We start from the raw sequence: 16,384 nt of genomic DNA, 5'->3' as shown, positions 1-16,384 counted from the left end.
AGCCCTGGCCCAAGCGGTCCCTCCCGCCACAACGGCTAACTCCTCCTACGCAACCCGACCCCAACTCGGTTCGCGAATCTGAGAATGCAGTCGTCCTGGAGTCCGGCCGCCGATCCGGCAGGGGTTTGTCAGCCCGGCTGCGAACCAGGAGACTGGAAGGGCCGCCGCCTCCCCTCCATCAACGGGTTCTGGTCCACCGCTTCCCGATGTCCGAACAGCAGCGGCTTTTTGCCGACGAGCCCGTCGAATGGGAACTGGACGACGCCGAGGAACGGCTGGTGGCCACCGTGCTCTTTCCGCGCGGTCCGGCCGCGGAGTTCGATTACATCGTCCCCGATCGTTGGCGCGGGGTCATCCAGCCCGGCCAACGGGTCCGCGTTCCCTTTGGCAAGAGCGATCGCACGGTCGTCGCCTATTGCCTTCGCGTCACCAGCAAGGCGGTGGGCCGCAAACCGCTCAAGAGCATTGAAGGACTCGTCGATCGCGAACCGCTGCTTTCCCCGGCGATGGTGCGGCTCACGCAATGGATGGCCCTGCATTACCTCGCCCCACTGGGCCAGGTCTTCGAAACGGTCGTCCCCGCCGGCGTCCGCCAACAGGCCGGCACGCGTAAGACGGTTCTGCTCTCCCTCGCTCCGAACGCCAAGGAACTCCTCCGCGACCTCAAGCTCAAAGAGAAGCAACTCCAGATCGCTAAAAAACTCTTCGGCGATCCCCCCCCCATGACCGCGCAGCAATGGGCGCGGCTTTGCGGTTGCACGCCTGCGCCGATTCAAACTCTTCGCAAGCATGGCCTTCTGGTCACGGCCGAAGCCCGGATTCGCACGCGCGAGCATGACGAAGCCCCGGTCGCGCAGCGCGCGAACCTCGTCCTCAACCCCGATCAACAGGCCGCCCTGGACGCCATCCTGCGGCAACTCAACTCCCGCGAGCACCGCACCGTCCTGTTGCACGGCATCACCGGCAGCGGCAAGACGGAAGTCTACATCCGCGCGATCCAGGAAGTCGTCCGCTTCGGCCGCCAGGCGATCGTGCTCGTCCCCGAAATCAGCCTCACCCCGCAAACCAAGCACCGCTTCCGCGAACGTTTCGAGGAAGTCGCCGTCCTGCACAGCCATCTGACCGACAGCGAACGCCACTGGCACTGGCAGCGCATCGCCGAAGGGCGCGTGCCAGTCGTGGTCGGCGCGCGGAGCGCCGTCTTCGCCCCCACGCCGCACCTCGGGCTGATCGTCATGGACGAGGAGCACGAAGGTTCCTTCAAGCAGGACTCCACACCGCGCTACCATGCCCGCGACGTAGCGCTGGAACGCGCCCGCGATGAAGGCGTGCCGCTGGTGCTCGGCTCGGCGACGCCGTCGCTGGAATCGTTTCTCCGCGCCCAGCGCGGCGAATACGATCTCGTCGAGCTCCCGCGCCGTGTCGAAGGCCGCCCGTTGCCCGATGTCGTCACGGTCGACTTGCGCGTCGATTTCGTCGACAAGCTTTCGCGGGGGGCGCTCAGCCGGCAACTCGCGATCGCCATGAATCAGGCGCTGGAGCAAGGCGGCCAGGTGATCCTGCTCCTGAATCGTCGCGGCTTTTCCACGCACATCCAATGCCCGGCCTGTGGCTCGGTGCTGCAATGCCCGCACTGCGAAATCGCGCTCACGCATCACGTGGCGGACCAGATCGCGCTCTGCCACTACTGCGACTACCAGATCCCCGCGCCGGCCAAGTGCCCTGAATGCACGTTCCCTGGCATTCGTTACGGCGGTTTCGGCACTCAAAAGCTGGAACACGAAGTCCGCGCGCGCTTTCCCAGGTTTCGCTGCCTGCGGATGGATACCGACTCCATGCAATCGCACGGCAGCCATGAGAAAGCGCTCGAACAATTCCGCGCTGGCGACGTGCGGATCCTGCTTGGTACGCAGATGATCGCCAAAGGGCTGGATTTCCCTAACGTGAGCCTCGTCGGCGTCGTGAATGCCGACACCGCGCTCCACTTGCCGGACTTCCGCGCCGCCGAGCGCACCTTTCAACTCTTAGTGCAGGTCGCCGGCCGCACCGGACGCGGCGAGCGCGGCGGGCGCGTGCTCATTCAAACCTTCAATCCCGATCATCCCGCGATCCAGGCCGCGGTCCGCCACGACTACCAAACGTTCGCCGCCGGCGAGCTCCCCATCCGCGAAGCCCTCGGTTACCCGCCCTATGGGGCGATGGCCCGACTCGTGGTCCGCGGTCCGCGCGAAAAACAAGCCGAAGCCTTTGCGCAACAATTGGCCGCAGAAATCCAAATGGCCTTCACCGCCCGTAGCGTGGCGGCGCGCACGCTCGGCCCTGCACCGGCACCGATCGCCAAGCTCCGCGACAACTACCGTTTTCATGTCCAGTTTCAATCACTCGACGCGAACGGACTCCGCGCGGCCATCTCTGGCGCAACATCCGGCGCCAAACCCCCAGACGACGTCCAATGGATCATCGACATCGATCCGATTGATATGCTCTAGCGTATGGCAAACGCAAACGAATGGATTGGGTGCCACTGGCGGCTCGTCCGCCAGTGTCGGCGTTGAGTCGGCAATCAGCGTTCACCCCGCACTGGCGGACGAGCCGCCAGTGGCACCCCCGCACCCGAAAACCAGTGCTTAATTGAGCACTCGCGGTATCGATATTAAGGCGCCGCCGCGCTCGCGCTCGTCTCCTTCGGCTTCAACTGCTGCTCGAACCACTGGTGTTCCGGTCGCGCGAGCAAATCATCGATCGCCTTGCGCACCGCGTCGGCGCCCGCCTGGTTACCGGATTCCTGGGCGTGATCGGCGATTTCCCGCGCTTCCGGGATCAGTTCCTGATAAAACCGCTCGGCCACTTCGTACATGCCGTGCCAGTGTGCGTAGTCCGGCGCCATCATTGACGCGCCATGCCTTGCGCGGCGTCCTTCGTGATGCCAGAGGTAGAACCAGGTCCACTCGATCTTCTCATCGAACTCCTGCGGCGTCAGCAGTTTCTGCTCGCGGAGCGCCCCAATAATCATCTGCCCTGGCTTGGCAAACTTCTCGTTGTAGTTGACGACGAAATCGTCGTATTGCTTGTAGAACCCGTTGATGTAATCGGGCGTGTGGCAATGCGAGCAGACGTTCTTCATCTCCGTCCGCCGCTCTTCCGAAGTCTTGACGATCGTCTTCCGCCGCACCTCCGGATCGAGATCCTTGACGATCTTCCCCTCAGCGTCGGTGTCCATCTTCAAACTCACCGGCGGTCGATTCGTCCAAGAAATCCGCGTTCCCGGATCATGCGTCACCTTCTCGCCGTTCCGGGTGTTAGCCGACATATGGCACGTCGCGCACGTCGGCGCTTGCGAATAGTCCTTGCCCAGCACCCAGTCCTTGGCGTCGAGATTCATCTTGGCGTGCAAATCGCGAAACGCCACGCCATGCTTCGATTCCTCGTAGATTTCCTTCTGCGGATGATCCGGACCCAAGTGGCACTTGCCGCAGTTTTCCGGCTGGCGAGCGCGCCGTGGGGAAAAATCGTGACGGCTATGACATGCGGAACACGAGCCGCGCGAGCCATCCAAATTCAAACGCCCGATACCGGTATTCGGCCAGGTCCCGGTATGAAACTTCGGCCGCCCGCTGTCATCGCGCGCGATCGAAGCCAGAATCGCTTGATTCGTCGGCTGCCCTTTGTCGTCCGGTTTGAGATCGTCGACCGTGATCATCGCCCCGTCTTTAGATTGCAGCGCCACTTTGCTGCCGTGGCATTGCAAACAGCCCGTGAAGGCGCTCGCCATGCCGTTGACTTGCGTGACTTCCATCCCTGGTGTAGGCGAGTGCGGATTGAACGGAACTTTCGAGCCTTCCACCGTTTCCGCGAGAAAATTATCCAGCGACGCCAGGATATTCCCCGCCTTAGCGTGGTGGCTGGCCATGAACTCTTCGGTTTCCTGTTGATGGCAGCGTCCGCAGTCTTTCGGCGTGATCACCGTGGCGATGTGATGCCCGTAGTGATCGAAGCCGTCGACGTCCCCTTTCTGCGCAATGTGGCAATCGACACAGCCGACTCCCTTCACGGCATGCGTGCTTCCCTTCCAGTGGTCGATGATCCCCGGCGATGACTGCGCATGGCAGGTCACGCACTGCTGGCTGCTCACTGGCACCACGATATGCGGCGCCACCGCCCCAATCTCCTCGCGCTTCCGCTCGACTTCCATCCATTGCACGAAGATCAAGGAAACCAAAAACGCCGCGCCGAGCACGGCGATGATCCACTTTTTGGCGGTGAGAGTCATGTTGTTCTGTTGCGAGCGAGGGAATGTGGTGCGAACGCTTGGAAGTCGACGCGTGCGGAATGTCGAAGGCCGAAATCTGAATGCTGAAATGACGAAGGAATCGGCGGTTCCCGTTCACTATTCAATGCGGCACCGCCGCCTCATACACCGTGATTCCGACCAGCAAACACACCGCGACGATGCCCAAGTACACGCTAGCGTCCTGCCAGCCGCGTTTCTGGAGGAATTTATCGACCCACGGCCAGATGAACATCGACGTCACGATGAACCCGGTGCTCAGCACTGCGAACGTGCCGGGAAACCATTTCAACCAACGGAACGCGACGTAGAAAAACCACTCCGGCTTGATCACCTCTGGCGTGGATAGCGGGTCCGCCTTGTCGCCCATGGTGGCCGGCAGGATGGTAGCCAAGGCGCTGAGCATCAGCATCAGCACCAAGCCCATGATGATCTCGGTATAGAGATGATCCGGGAAGAAGTTGAAGAAACCCCCTTGCTTCTCCGCGGGCTCGTCCTCGAAATGCAATTCCGTCACGCCCTGCAAGCGAATGAACGTGATGTGCACGATCAGCAAGAGCACCATGGTGGCCGGCAACACCGCCGCGTGCAGGATAAAGAACCGCGACAGCGTCCGCTCGTTGTAGGTATTGCCGCCCAGCAACATCTGCTTGCCAAAGTTTCCCACGACCGGCACCGTGTCGGCGATATTCGCCCCGACCGTCGCGCCCCAGTAACTCAGTTGCTCGAAGACCAGGCTGTAGCCCGTGAAACCCACCAGCAGGGTACACATCAACAGGCACATGCCGATCACCCAGTTCAACTCGCGTGGGCGGCGATATGCGGCCGTGAAATACACGCGCATCTGGTGCAAAATCACCGCCGCGATCATGAACGTCGCGCCCCACTTGTGCAGGCTGCGCAGGTACCAGCCGTAGGCGGCCTCGTCAGTGATATAGTGAATCGACTCGTAGGCCGTTTGCGGCGAAGGCGAGTAGTAGAACGCCAGCAGAATCCCGGTCACGATCTGCACGACAAAGCAATACGCCGGCGTTCCTCCCAGGCAGAACCACCACCGTTTCAAATGATTCGGCACCGGCTCATTGGTGAACTCGCGCAGCTGATCCCCGGAGATTGGAATCCGCTCGCTGATCCAGTCGGTGAGGAAGCCCATGAGGGAGAAGTCGAGGAGAAAAGGAGTAGAGGAGAAAAGAATCTTCCGAGAAACAATCGCGTGTCAAAAAAGCCAACCGCCGCTTTCAATCCCTCCGTTACTCATTTACTCCTCCCACTACACCACCCGGTCCACCGGCACTTCGATAAACAGCAGCCCGTTCTCGATCCGCAGGGAATAGTGCGGCAACGACTGGTTCGCATCCTTGGGCGGGCCGCCGGTCGGTTTGCCTTGCGGATCGAATGTTCCGTTATGGCAAGGGCAGAAAAACCGATCGTTCACTGCTTCCCAATGCACCTGGCAGCCCAAGTGAGGGCAGGTGCTCGACAGCGCGATGAAATCGTCGATCGTTCCCTTGTCGCCTTGCCGCGCGATCACCACCTTCGCGCCGCTCGGCGCAAAGTATGTCAGCGCATCGCCGCTCTTCATGGAGTCGATCGTGGCCACGTACATCCAGCCCATGACGTCGGGCCCGGCCGGATACATGAATCGCCCGGCGATTGCAAAGAACGTGCCGTAGCTCGCGGCCAGTCCGACCGTCATCGCCACCGAAGACGTCGTGGCCAGAAAGCTTCGCCGGTCCGGCTCAGAACCGGGCGCATCCTCTGCGAGGTGAGTGTGTGCAGCGCTCATCGTCCGCCTCAGAGCAGCTATTCACGTGCCGAGTTATCCTGCTCGACGTATTACTTCGTTTTGCGAAGCGCTAACGGACCATCCAGAACAGGATTTACCGCCACACCAACAGCACAGTTACCGTCATCATCACGACGCCGATCACCACCACGCTCAACACCACGCCCAGCACGGATTCGCTGCAGAAAATATCGTCTTTCCGCATCTTCTGCTGCTGCTGATCCGTGAACGGACTTGGTGAGGAATGCTCTGCGGCGGTCATGCGTCCATCTCCAATTCGGGTAGCCAGCGGACAATCATGCGTCATTCGTCAGAAAAAATCAACCTGTGCCGAGTTAGCACGCCCGCGACCGCCGCCGCACGCTATCGCACACGGCTTGGCGCGCGCAACTGATGCCAGGCCACGCTCAATAAGCCCAGGGAAGGCTCAAAGTGATGGCCCGATCGCCTTGGCCTCGCAGACGAGTTCGCAATGCTCCGCGTCTGTCGGCGTACCCCGGAATACGGCCAGATCGATCTTGTGCCATTCAACGGCAAGCAGCTGTTCCGACCAACCCAATGCGATCATCAACGGTAGGATAACCTGCGCCACGATCTCGTGTTCGCTGGGGCGGTTCGTGGCCAGGCCACTGGAACGATACCACTTCAACGTAACGTAACCGCCCCCGAATCGGCACGGCTGTTGGGCGTGGTCGAACGAAGCTGGCCGAGGCGATCGGCTACGCCTTGAACCGCCGCGCCGCACTCACGCGGTTCTTCGACGACGGCCGCAGCCAACTCGCGGACCACTTGGAACGCTCGCTGCGGCCGGTGACGATCGGCCGCAAGAGTTATCTGTTCTTTGGCAGCCTGCGCGGCGGCCAGAACGCGGCGACGTTGTATTCCGTCGTACAATCCGCGCGGCTCGATCACCTCGATGTGAATGCTTACCTCGCGGACGTGCTCCGCCAACTACCAGTGATGCTTCCCACCGACACCGCCGCCATCCGCCCACTCCTGCCTGACCTCTGGGGCCTCAAAACATCCACGCCTCGCGCGATCAAGTACGACAAAACGCCACCAGCCGCCGCCGTCGCACCCACGCAAACCGCCGCGCCGTAATGGCGGTGCGTCAACGGTTACAGAAGACAGGTCGTCCTTCGGCACAATGAATCGGCGATCGCTTCCAAGTGGTTGTGAGCTGAGGTCCGTTTTCTGAATCGATTCAATAAAGTCGTCGCGATCATCGGAGTCTGCGTCAATTTCCAGCACTCTTGGAAAGCGATCTCCGTCAGAATAGTCACGGACAAAATCGATAGACCATTCCAGTGACTCTTTTCGCAATGTCATGCGAAGGCGTCGCAGAGCGCATTTGAAGGCGCGATTCTAGAACATGTCCATATTCGGCAATCTTGCTATGCTTTACCCCAACCCTAGCACCCGGTTCATCCGCTCCGCGATATCCTGCAGCACGTCGCGCCCCCCGCCGCCGACTTCGGCTGTGGCCCAGCCTTCGTAGCCGACTTCGTCGAGGGCTTTCAGCACCTCGGGCCAATTCTCGTCCCCTGCGCCGATGGCCACCCACTTTTTGTCGTGGCTGTAGCCTTTGAAGTCGAACTTGAGCATGCGCTTGCCGAGGGCGCGGATCCAATCCGCGGATGAGACGCCGTACTTCAGCATGTTGCTGCAATCGTAGTACGCGCCGACGAAGGGCGAGTCGAACTGGTCGACGTACTTCACCAGTTGCTCGGGCGTGGTGAGAAAATCGTTCCAAACGACTTCGATGGCGATCTTGACGTTTTTCGCTTCGGCGAGCGGCAGCGCCTTGCGCACCTCCGCCGTGCTGCGCTCCCAGACCTGGTCGAAGTTCTCATGGGCGGAATCGGCGACCTTGCCAGGCACGAGGAGCGCCGTCGTGCCGCCGTAGAAATGGCAATCTTCGATGGCTGTCTGGAGGCCCTCAAGTCCTTTCGCGCGGACGGCCGGATCCGGATCGGAGAGCCGCACGTTCCAGTGGATCGAATCGACCACGCCGTGAATGTCGATGCCGGTCTTGTCGCGCGCGGCCACCGCGGCGTCGCGATCGACGTCGCTGGGGCTATCGAGTTCCACGCCTTCGAAGCCGAGCTCCTTGAGCAGCGCGAACTTGTCTTCGATCGACCCGTCGGTCTGCACCATGCCGAACTTGACGGCCTTCTTCAGCCGTGGCCTGGCAGGTTCCGCCGCGAACGTGGGGCGAAAGCCGGCGCCAAGTCCGAGGGTGACGGCCGAGGCCTGTGCAGCTTGGAGAAATGCTCGTCGTGAAAGGGACATGGCGAGTTTTCCTGATCGACGGGTTCGCGAAGTGCAGCGTCGGGCAGTATAGCCGCGAGCCATAGCGCTCGCTACTAAGTTGAGCGGCGATCCGCGCGCCCTAAACCCAGGGAAGGCCACCGAAGCCGATGGCAATCGATACGTCTCCGAGGGCCTTCCCTGGGCTTGGATCGCAATGTTGCGCGCAAAAAAAAGCGGGAACCCGACGCGATCGCCGAGTTCCCGCTGAAGATCATGCTGAGTTCAAGCAACCAACTTCCGGACGACTACTCCGCGTCCCCGGCTTCTTCTTCAACTTCCTCGTCGTCGTCTTCGTCGTCGTCCCAATCGTCATCGTCCTCGTCGTCATCTTCCCAGTCGTCGTCGTCTTCGTCATCCTCTTCGTCGTCATCTTCTTCATCGTCCTCGTCGTCCACCTCTTCCCATTCATCCTCTTCCTCTTCGTCGTCGACGTCATCGTCGTCGTCGTCGTCGTCATCATCGTCCAGGTCGTCGTCATCCTCATCTTCCAAGTCGTCATCGTCGTCTTCCGCGCGCGGCTCGGAGGTCCGGGCGTCCATTGCGTCGGCCAGCCAGTCGCGATCCAACAGTCGCGGCGCAGCGTCCGCGCCTCCGTCCGCACTCTCCCATTGCTCAATGTCTGCGATAGTCACTTCAGACTCCTCGTTCGCGTCCACATGTGGTTTTGACTCGTGATTCCGCTCGGTCGTCTCCCCCGCCGCAGTGCGTGGCGAAGTCGACGGCGTTCGCAGAAACTCGGCGCGAGGCAGGTCATCCAGATGCCGCAGGCCGAATAGCTGCAAAAATCTTCTCGTCGTTGCGTAAACAAACGGCCGCCCCAACTCTTCGGCGCGGCCGCTAATGCGAACCAAATCCCGCTCCAACAACTGCCGCAGCATTTCACCGCACTGCACGCCGCGGATTGCTTCGATCTCGGCCCGCAGCACCGGCTGCCGGTATGCCACGACGGCGAGCGTTTCCATCGCCGGTCCGGAAAGTCGCATCTCGACGGGCGTAGGAAACAATCGGCGTAGCCACTTGCTGAACTTTGGTCGAGTCAGCAATTGAAAACCGCCCGCCACGTCTGCAACGCGGAAAGCCGCCCCTTGCCGATCGTAAAACTGGTTCAGTTGGCGAATCAATGTACGCGCTGAGGTACCGTCCGCCAAGCCCGCGAACTGGGCCAATTTCCTGCCATTGAATGGTTCGCCGGCGACGAACAGCACGGCCTCCAAACGGGCCATCGCTTCAGCTCGGGCGGCTGGTCCCAAAACACGTGTTTTTGGCTCTGTTTTGGCAATTTCCTGGCGCGGAATGGCCACCGGAATTCGCCGGCGAACCGTGTTCGCCCCCACATTCAGAGGGTGGCGATAGCGCAGCGCAGGGCACGACTTTCCCCAGGGAGACGAAATTCGCAACCCATCCCGCATCGCGGACACCCGTCGAGGGTTATGCTTGGCCACCAGGAAACCCCGGACTGATGCCTCACAGACTAGGGCGAAAGCACTGCCCCGACAAGGGCTTAGCGCGCGGCGCTCGGGTGCGGGCCCAGTTGCCGCACGACGCGCTGGATGGCCTCCAAGGCAGTGCTGCCCGAGGCCTCCACGGTGCGTTCCGCTTCCCCGGCGCGCTCCGGCGGCATCACACAGACGAACCGGTACGCTAAACGGCTGCGGCGGTCCGATTCCAAGGCATACGAAATCGCGCCTCGCTCGCGAAGTATTTGTTCGAGATCGGTGAATCGATCGACAGCGGCCGTCGTTGGGCTTTCCGGCTGATGATGGTTCGCTGTTTCCTCGACGGAATGCGAAACAGGAATCACACCCAGACTCGTGCCATGATCGTCGGGCGCAGTCTCTTGTCGACCGCCGGCGTACATCGCAGCACTTTCGGCGGGAGCGATCGCCGGCGGCGGCTCCATGGAAACGGCTGGCGCGTCGACCAGACCCTTCGCCGGCGGTTCCTCCGAGCTATTTGCTTCGAACTCCATCCGCGTGTTCCAGCGGCTGGCGGTTTGGACGCGCAGCCAGCGGCCAATGCCCTGGCCGACGAATGCCACGCCTGGGACCAACGTCAGGCAGAGCAATACGACGCCCCAGCGGCACGCTTGCCAAGTCGGGCCGGCTTCACCAGTTACGAGCGATTCCTTCAACACCGACGTCCTTGTCCGGTTGGCGCACGCGAAACGACACTATCAAGACGTCAGCATCATAGTTTGTCGACGTGAATTGAGACAACGCCGCATTTCGCACGGGTAAGTCGGGTGAAATGGGCGAACTACGTCGACTCATGTTCATTGCGAGGCACTCGCCTTAAATTGGCGCTCGCGCTCGATTTTGGCGACTCGCAAACGATACGTGGCATACCACTTTTCTCGGCCCAAGTCTTGTGCGACTAGATGCTCGACATGTCGGCCCCAGTTACGGATCGCTGCCTCGGAATCCCAATAGGAGATCGTGATTCCGAAGCCATCGGCGCCGCGAGTGCTTTCGATGCCCAGGAACCCGGGCTGCAACCTTGCGAGACGGTCCATTTCGCCCGCCATCGTGGCATAACCGGCGGCGTCCACAACAGTGCGCTGCGACGAGAAAATCACCGCATAGCACGAGCTCAATTGGCTGGGAGAGGGATCGCTCATGGTCATTCCTGGAAAAGCTGCGACTGGGTGCCACTGGCGGCTCGTCCGCCAGTGCTGGAGTTGACGCCGCAACTCACTGGCGGACAAGCCGCCAGTGGCACCCGAATGCTGTTTATCAAACGGAGCCTAGTCAGTCTTCGGCTCAAGGCGTACAGTCACACGATGTCGACGCGCCTCCAGGCGGTTGGGTTCGCGTCGGTAGTCAGTTTCTCGCCGTCGATCGAGGATGCAAGTGGAACCGCCGCCGACAATGGAACCGAGTACCGCGATCGATACCGAGCCTTGGCCAACGGGCCGGAAAAGCCCTGAGCCCATTTCGCGATACAATCTCGTGGCCATTGGCGGGGGCACGGCGGGCATCGCCGCCGCATTGGAAGCGGTCAAGCTCGGCGGCAAGGCCGCGATCGTCGAACGCGAACAACTCGGCGGCCGGCGCATTTTTTCCGGACAGATTCCACGCCGCGCCCTTCTGCAGGCCGCGCTCAGGTCGCATCAAGCGCGATGCACCATTGCAACTCCGTTCGCTGAAATCATGGCGAAGGTCCGTGCGTCGCGGGCCGCGGCGATTCAGCGCATGATGGATGCGCTAAATCCCCAGATCGACCTGTTTTTTGGCAATGCGCAGTTTGTGGGTCCCGATCAACTTCAGGTCGGCGACCAGACACTCCGTTTTCGACGCGCGGTGATCGCCATCGGCAGCCGAATGGCGCCGCCGGAGTTACCGGGATTGGAAACGCAAGGCTATCTCACCGAAGCCGCGGTCTACGAACTCGATGCGTTGCCACGTCGCTTGATCGTCCTCGGCGCCGGTGCCGCGGGCTGCGAATTTGCTCAGGCATTTCGGCGACTCGGCGCCGAAGTGCATCTGGTTGATGCCCGCGAAACCTTGCTTCCCGGCGAGCTCCCCGAAGCCGCGGCGATTGTCCAGCGACAGTTCGAGCGCGAAGGCATCACGCTGCGCCTGGGTTGGACACCGACGCAAGTCGATCGCGCCGGCGCGGCCAAGGTGGTGATTGTTGCCCGAAATGGCGACCGACTAAAACTGATCGCCGACGAAATCCTCGTCGCTGGCGAACGGAAACCAAACGCCGTGGATCTGGGACTGGACAAGGCTGGCGTCAAATGCGGAGATCAAGGCGTCCAAGTCGATGATTGGCTGCGGACGTCGAATCCGGCCATCTTTGCAGCTGGTAGCGTTTGCGGCTCTGACCACGCCGACTATCCCGAAGTCTTCGCGCGCCTCGCTGCGTGCAATGCGATGCTGTTACGTTATCGCCGGACGACGGGGCTCATGTTGCCGCACTGCACGCTTACCGACCCTGAAATCGCGCGCGTCTGGCTTTCGCCGAGTGCGGCGGCCGAGGAACCATGGGAAATTGACGTCCATCGCGCGGAATTGAGCGAGATCGACGACTGCCTCACAACCGGCGCAGCCCCAGGCTTCATCGAGATGGAAACGGCATTCGGAACCGACCGCATTCTCGGCGCCTTGGCTGTGGGGCCAAATGCCGGCGGCCTCCTTGCTCCCGTGGTCCTGGCCATGACGAATGGGCTGGGACTTAAGGCGATTGCAAAAACTCATTTCTGTGACCCAGCGCAAGCCGCGGCGTTTCAGCGGCTGACCAGCAAATTCGTGCGCGAACGCCGGTCGCCCCGCATCGAGGGCTGGCTGCAGAAGTGGCACTCGTGGCGGCGGTCGTAATTGTGGACCAGGGAATTGTCCGCGGCGCGACGTTGCCGTCGCACGACTTCGCAATTGCCCCCTATAATTACGAGGTTCCCAAGGAGTGGCGATGACGCGGTTGGTGTTGGTTCCTGTCGTAGCATATTGGGCGGTGGCGCTGGCGGCGCTGCTGCTCTTGGTGCTATGGTTCTGGAGCCAACGCAGCTTGCCCCTTTCCACGCGGCGTTCGCGGACCCTGGCCGCGTTGCGGTTGGGCGTGATTCTGCTGGTCGTCGCGGTGCTGCTGCGTCCAACGCTTGTCTACACGAAGATCGAACGGCAATCCGCCACGATCGGCGTGCTCGTCGATCGGTCCCGCAGCATGCTGGTTGCCGACGCGGCCGGCAATCGTACCCGCTGGGACGAATTGACCCGCGCGTTCAGCGACGCCTGGCCAGCATTTGGGGAGTTAGCCGAGGAGAGCAACCTCAAACTGTACGAATTCGATCGCACGCTCGCGCCGCGCCCATTCACGGCGGAAAAATTCGACCTGGGCGGCCCGCCCGAAGGAGACCAAACGGCGCTGGGCTCGGCGATCGCCGACGTGCTGGATCGCGAATCCGGGGGCCGCCTGGCGGCGATCATTGTGGCCAGCGACGGCGCGCAACGGGCGCTGCCGCCGCGCGATCAGTTGCCGCAAAACGTCGCGCGCCGGCTGGCGGACCAAGGATCGCAGATCTATACGCTGACTTTCGGACAACCGCGCGGGCTCGGGCAAACGCGCGACGTCGCCATTCGCGAGCTCGTCACGGCGCGCACCACGTTCGTCAAAAATGAGTTGGTCGTGGAAGGCACGCTCCAAGCCGATGGGTTTCCCGGGCAATCGATGACCGTGGAACTGCTGTCGGAATCGGCGCCGGGCAAGATGATCGTGGTGGATTCCGTGCCGGTGAAGATTCCTGAACAAAACGTGCGCCAGAACGTGATTCTGAGCTACATCCCGGAAACGGCCGGCGAATTCAAGCTTACGCTCCGCGTGGCCGCCGCGCCTGGGGAACTGGTCCGTACCAACAATGAGATGAGCACGTTCGTCACGGTATTGGCCGGCGGCCTGCGCGTGCTCTATCTCGAAGGCGCCGTCCGCAGTGAACAAAAGTGGATTTACCGCGCGCTCGACGCCTCGCAGGACATTCAGCTCGACGCCTGGCGATTGAACGCGCAAGACCCCACGACGCGCCCCGCTGAATTGGCGAGTGCGTTTCAGCCTGGCAAGTATGACGTCTATATCTTCGGTGATTTGGACCAACGGGCCTTCGATCCCGCGGAGTTGGAGTTGCTGGCCACGCGCGTCGAGGAAGGCGCAGGATTGATCATGCTGGGCGGATTTCACAGCTTCGGCCCCGGCGGATATCAAGGCACCAAACTCAACGACGTGCTCCCGATCGAAATCCAACGCACCGAGCGCCAAGATTTCGACGCGCCGATTGCCACCGACCTGCATGTCAGCGGCGAAGTGAAAATGCTGCCGACCGAGGTTTTTGGCGCGCGGCATCCGATCATGGCGCTCGGGCCGCGCGATCAAAACGTAGCGCTCTGGCGCGCGTTGCCAGCGCTGGAAGGTGCGAATCGCTTCCGCCGCACCAAGCGTGGTGCGAATGTGTTGGCGGAAAGTGAAGATAAGGCGCCGCTACTCGTGGAAAAGCCGTACGGCCTCGGACGCGTGCTGGCGTTCGCCGGAGATTCCACCTGGCGTTGGGCCCTCAGTGGACACGAAGACGCCCATCGACGGTTCTGGCGACAAACGATTCTTTGGCTCGCACGGAAAGACGAAGCCACGGACGGTTCGGTCTGGATCAAACTCGCCGAGCGCCGCTTCAGCCCCGCCGCGCGGGTGGAGTTTACCTCCGGCGCGCTCGACGCCGACGGCCTGCCGGTGACCGGCGCGGAATTCACCGCGCGTGTCACGTCACCTGACGGCAAGACGCAAAGTATTGGCCTCGCTCGACAAGGTGACCAGGCGCTCGGCACGTTTCTCGGCGGCCTGGAAGCGGGCGACTACACGCTCGACGTCGAGGGTACGAAGGACGGGAAATCCCTCGGCCAAGGCAAATCGCGGTTCCTGGTCTTTGCTCAAGACTTGGAACTCGACAACCCCGCCGCGGATCCGGCTTCGCTTGCTTCCCTCGCTGCGATGACCGGTGGCCGCAGCCTGCCCCCGGAACAATTGCCGGCGCTCTTGCGCGAGTTGCAAGACAAAGCCCGCGACTCGGATGTCTCCAGCGAAACTAAGCAATCTTTGTGGGACAACTGGCTCGTCCTCATCGCCTTCGTGAGTCTGCTGGCGACGGAATGGTATCTGCGTAAGCGCTGGGGCCTGGTTTAACGCTCGGCGCGCGCCGCGTTCGTTGCGCGCGGCCGAGCGTTCACGTGCCGGCTTGGTTGCGCTGCGTCTGCGCGCCCAGCTTGCTACTACAGTGACAATCCGCCCAGCGGTTGCCGATTGCGCATTTCTCGCGCGGCCTCGACGATTTGATTTGCTCGTTCGCGAAGACGTTCCGAACTCCGCGCGACTTCGCTGGCGTCTTCGAGGGCTTCTTTGTAGTTGCCTTCTTCGAGATTGGTCGCTGCTCGGCTGAGATACGATTCGTTCAACTTCGCGACGCGCGGCAACGTGACGACCAGGCCCACCACGAAGGCGACCGCCGCCGTGGCGCCAAGATACAGCGGGTCCTGCGGAAAGCCGGTGATGACAGCCACGCCGAGTCCACACAATCCACCGACTGCAAATAACATCCCAAACAATTGTCCATCCGAATCACTCGGCAGTCTTCGGTCGCGGCTGATGTGACTGCCTTCGCCCCCGATTGCCACATTCGCGAGCGACCAAATCACCAAGAGGTTCGCCGCAATGCCTCCCACGATCAAATGCATGGCCGCAGTCGTTAGCTGGTCGAGCGTGGTCGGAACTCCTGCCTAAGAAAATAATTCGTGGACGCAGATCCTGTGGCTCTCAGAGATCGATTCGTCGAGTCCACTTTGAAATATGGCACGTGGCGAATCGGCGGAGCGCGGGTTAGTGCGAGTCCCAACCGTCCACGGGCGTTGTAATCGTTAGAATCGGCCCCTAAAATCACTGCGGCATCACTCGTCGGCTGGATTGCGCTAGCGTCCCGAAGGATTGAAGCCGGTCGAGTTTACGGCGTGTCACTTCGGATCGCGTCGCTCATTCCCAACACAGGATTCAGGCATGGACGAATCGCCCAATCCGTACCAATCGCCACTTGCTCCATCGCAGGCACTGGATTTGCCGGAGCAGGACTCGAATGATTGGAACGCGCTTTCGATGAAGAAGCGGCGATACCTGATAGCCGTGCTAGTTGTGATGTTTCTGGTGGGTCTTTTCGAGGGAATTCTGCCGTTAACGGAACAGCAAATGAGACGTCTTGACACGATCTCCGGGATCATTGCGGCGGTACTCATTTATCAATGGTGCGTAGCAGATGCCCTGCAGCGTTCCACTGCGCTATGGAAGTACGCGGCTTTGACATTCGTTATTTGCCCTGGGCCGATCATCGTCCTCCCCATACACTTCGTTCGCACGCGCGGCCTTGGGCTAGGGCTAGGCTCTGTTGACGATTAAATCCGCTTTAGGCGGATGAATCCGAGGGCCAGTTGGATGATTGCCAGAAATGTTTGTTTCAGTTTTTCGTAGCGAGT

The 16,384-nt window shown here is 61.3% G+C and carries 15 protein-coding genes; 5 read left to right on the top strand and 10 right to left on the bottom strand.

All coding sequences use genetic code 11. The features are described 5' to 3' along the window. The first annotated feature begins 206 nt into the window (after positions 1 to 206). A complete protein-coding gene (gene priA / locus SGJ19_06405; GenBank protein MDZ4779864.1) occupies positions 207 to 2,489 on the top strand; it encodes a primosomal protein N' in 2,283 nt (760 codons plus the stop codon). A gap of 164 nt (positions 2,490 to 2,653) precedes the next feature. On the opposite strand, the gene SGJ19_06400 is transcribed toward priA, so the two are convergent. The 5 genes from SGJ19_06400 to SGJ19_06380 form a co-directional block, all read right to left on the bottom strand. Continuing rightward, positions 2,654 to 4,270 carry an ammonia-forming cytochrome c nitrite reductase subunit c552 gene (locus SGJ19_06400; protein MDZ4779863.1) on the bottom strand — a complete coding sequence of 539 codons (1,617 nt, stop codon included), beginning with the start codon at positions 4,268 to 4,270 and terminating at the stop codon, positions 2,654 to 2,656. Positions 4,271 to 4,391: 121 nt separating this feature from the next. Beyond that, on the bottom strand, positions 4,392 to 5,441 hold the full coding sequence (locus SGJ19_06395; GenBank protein ID MDZ4779862.1) for a cytochrome bc complex cytochrome b subunit: 1,050 nt from the start codon (positions 5,439 to 5,441) through the stop codon (positions 4,392 to 4,394). 117 nt (positions 5,442 to 5,558) lie between these two features. Beyond that, positions 5,559 to 6,074: a ubiquinol-cytochrome c reductase iron-sulfur subunit gene (locus SGJ19_06390; GenBank protein ID MDZ4779861.1), complete on the bottom strand. Its 516-nt coding sequence runs from the start codon at positions 6,072 to 6,074 to the stop codon at positions 5,559 to 5,561. Positions 6,075 to 6,168: 94 nt separating this feature from the next. Further along, positions 6,169 to 6,336: a hypothetical protein gene (locus tag SGJ19_06385; protein ID MDZ4779860.1), complete on the bottom strand. Its 168-nt coding sequence runs from the start codon at positions 6,334 to 6,336 to the stop codon at positions 6,169 to 6,171. A gap of 165 nt (positions 6,337 to 6,501) precedes the next feature. Further along, positions 6,502 to 6,723, bottom strand: coding sequence for a hypothetical protein (locus SGJ19_06380; protein ID MDZ4779859.1), 222 nt, complete (start codon positions 6,721 to 6,723; stop codon positions 6,502 to 6,504). 20 nt (positions 6,724 to 6,743) lie between these two features. On the opposite strand from SGJ19_06380, the gene SGJ19_06375 reads away from it, so the two are divergent. Continuing rightward, positions 6,744 to 7,175 carry a transposase gene (locus tag SGJ19_06375; GenBank protein ID MDZ4779858.1) on the top strand — a complete coding sequence of 144 codons (432 nt, stop codon included), beginning with the start codon at positions 6,744 to 6,746 and terminating at the stop codon, positions 7,173 to 7,175. A gap of 300 nt (positions 7,176 to 7,475) precedes the next feature. Here SGJ19_06375 and SGJ19_06370 read toward each other — a convergent pair whose 3' ends face one another. The 4 genes from SGJ19_06370 to SGJ19_06355 form a co-directional block, all read right to left on the bottom strand. Beyond that, on the bottom strand, positions 7,476 to 8,366 hold the full coding sequence (locus SGJ19_06370; GenBank protein ID MDZ4779857.1) for a sugar phosphate isomerase/epimerase family protein: 891 nt from the start codon (positions 8,364 to 8,366) through the stop codon (positions 7,476 to 7,478). A 266-nt stretch (positions 8,367 to 8,632) separates the two neighbouring features. Then, positions 8,633 to 9,610, bottom strand: a complete 978-nt coding sequence (gene scpB / locus SGJ19_06365) for an SMC-Scp complex subunit ScpB (protein MDZ4779856.1) — start codon at positions 9,608 to 9,610, stop codon at positions 8,633 to 8,635. A 278-nt stretch (positions 9,611 to 9,888) separates the two neighbouring features. Further along, complete coding sequence (locus SGJ19_06360; GenBank protein ID MDZ4779855.1) at positions 9,889 to 10,518, bottom strand: hypothetical protein; 630 nt, start codon at positions 10,516 to 10,518, stop codon at positions 9,889 to 9,891. A gap of 141 nt (positions 10,519 to 10,659) precedes the next feature. Next, on the bottom strand, positions 10,660 to 11,004 hold the full coding sequence (locus tag SGJ19_06355) for an antibiotic biosynthesis monooxygenase (protein ID MDZ4779854.1): 345 nt from the start codon (positions 11,002 to 11,004) through the stop codon (positions 10,660 to 10,662). 331 nt (positions 11,005 to 11,335) lie between these two features. Between SGJ19_06355 and SGJ19_06350 the strand changes: the two genes are divergently transcribed. Together SGJ19_06350 and SGJ19_06345 are read left to right on the top strand one after the other, a co-directional pair. Then, complete coding sequence (locus tag SGJ19_06350; GenBank protein ID MDZ4779853.1) at positions 11,336 to 12,706, top strand: FAD-dependent oxidoreductase; 1,371 nt, start codon at positions 11,336 to 11,338, stop codon at positions 12,704 to 12,706. A gap of 91 nt (positions 12,707 to 12,797) precedes the next feature. After that, positions 12,798 to 15,050 carry a glutamine amidotransferase gene (locus SGJ19_06345; GenBank protein MDZ4779852.1) on the top strand — a complete coding sequence of 751 codons (2,253 nt, stop codon included), beginning with the start codon at positions 12,798 to 12,800 and terminating at the stop codon, positions 15,048 to 15,050. A gap of 86 nt (positions 15,051 to 15,136) precedes the next feature. Here the strand turns inward: SGJ19_06345 and SGJ19_06340 are convergent, their stop codons facing one another. Then, positions 15,137 to 15,598 (bottom strand): hypothetical protein, encoded by a 462-nt coding sequence (locus SGJ19_06340; GenBank protein MDZ4779851.1) that lies wholly within the window; start codon positions 15,596 to 15,598, stop codon positions 15,137 to 15,139. A gap of 316 nt (positions 15,599 to 15,914) precedes the next feature. On the opposite strand from SGJ19_06340, the gene SGJ19_06335 reads away from it, so the two are divergent. Beyond that, a complete protein-coding gene (locus tag SGJ19_06335; GenBank protein ID MDZ4779850.1) occupies positions 15,915 to 16,307 on the top strand; it encodes a hypothetical protein in 393 nt (130 codons plus the stop codon). The last annotated feature ends 77 nt before the right edge of the window (positions 16,308 to 16,384 follow it).

Source organism: Planctomycetia bacterium (assembly GCA_034440135.1).
In the GTDB taxonomy this organism is placed as follows: domain Bacteria; phylum Planctomycetota; class Planctomycetia; order Pirellulales; family JALHLM01; genus JALHLM01.
The sequence above is the reverse complement of the archived record's forward strand: the minus strand, read 5'-3'. Positions and strand labels throughout refer to the sequence as shown.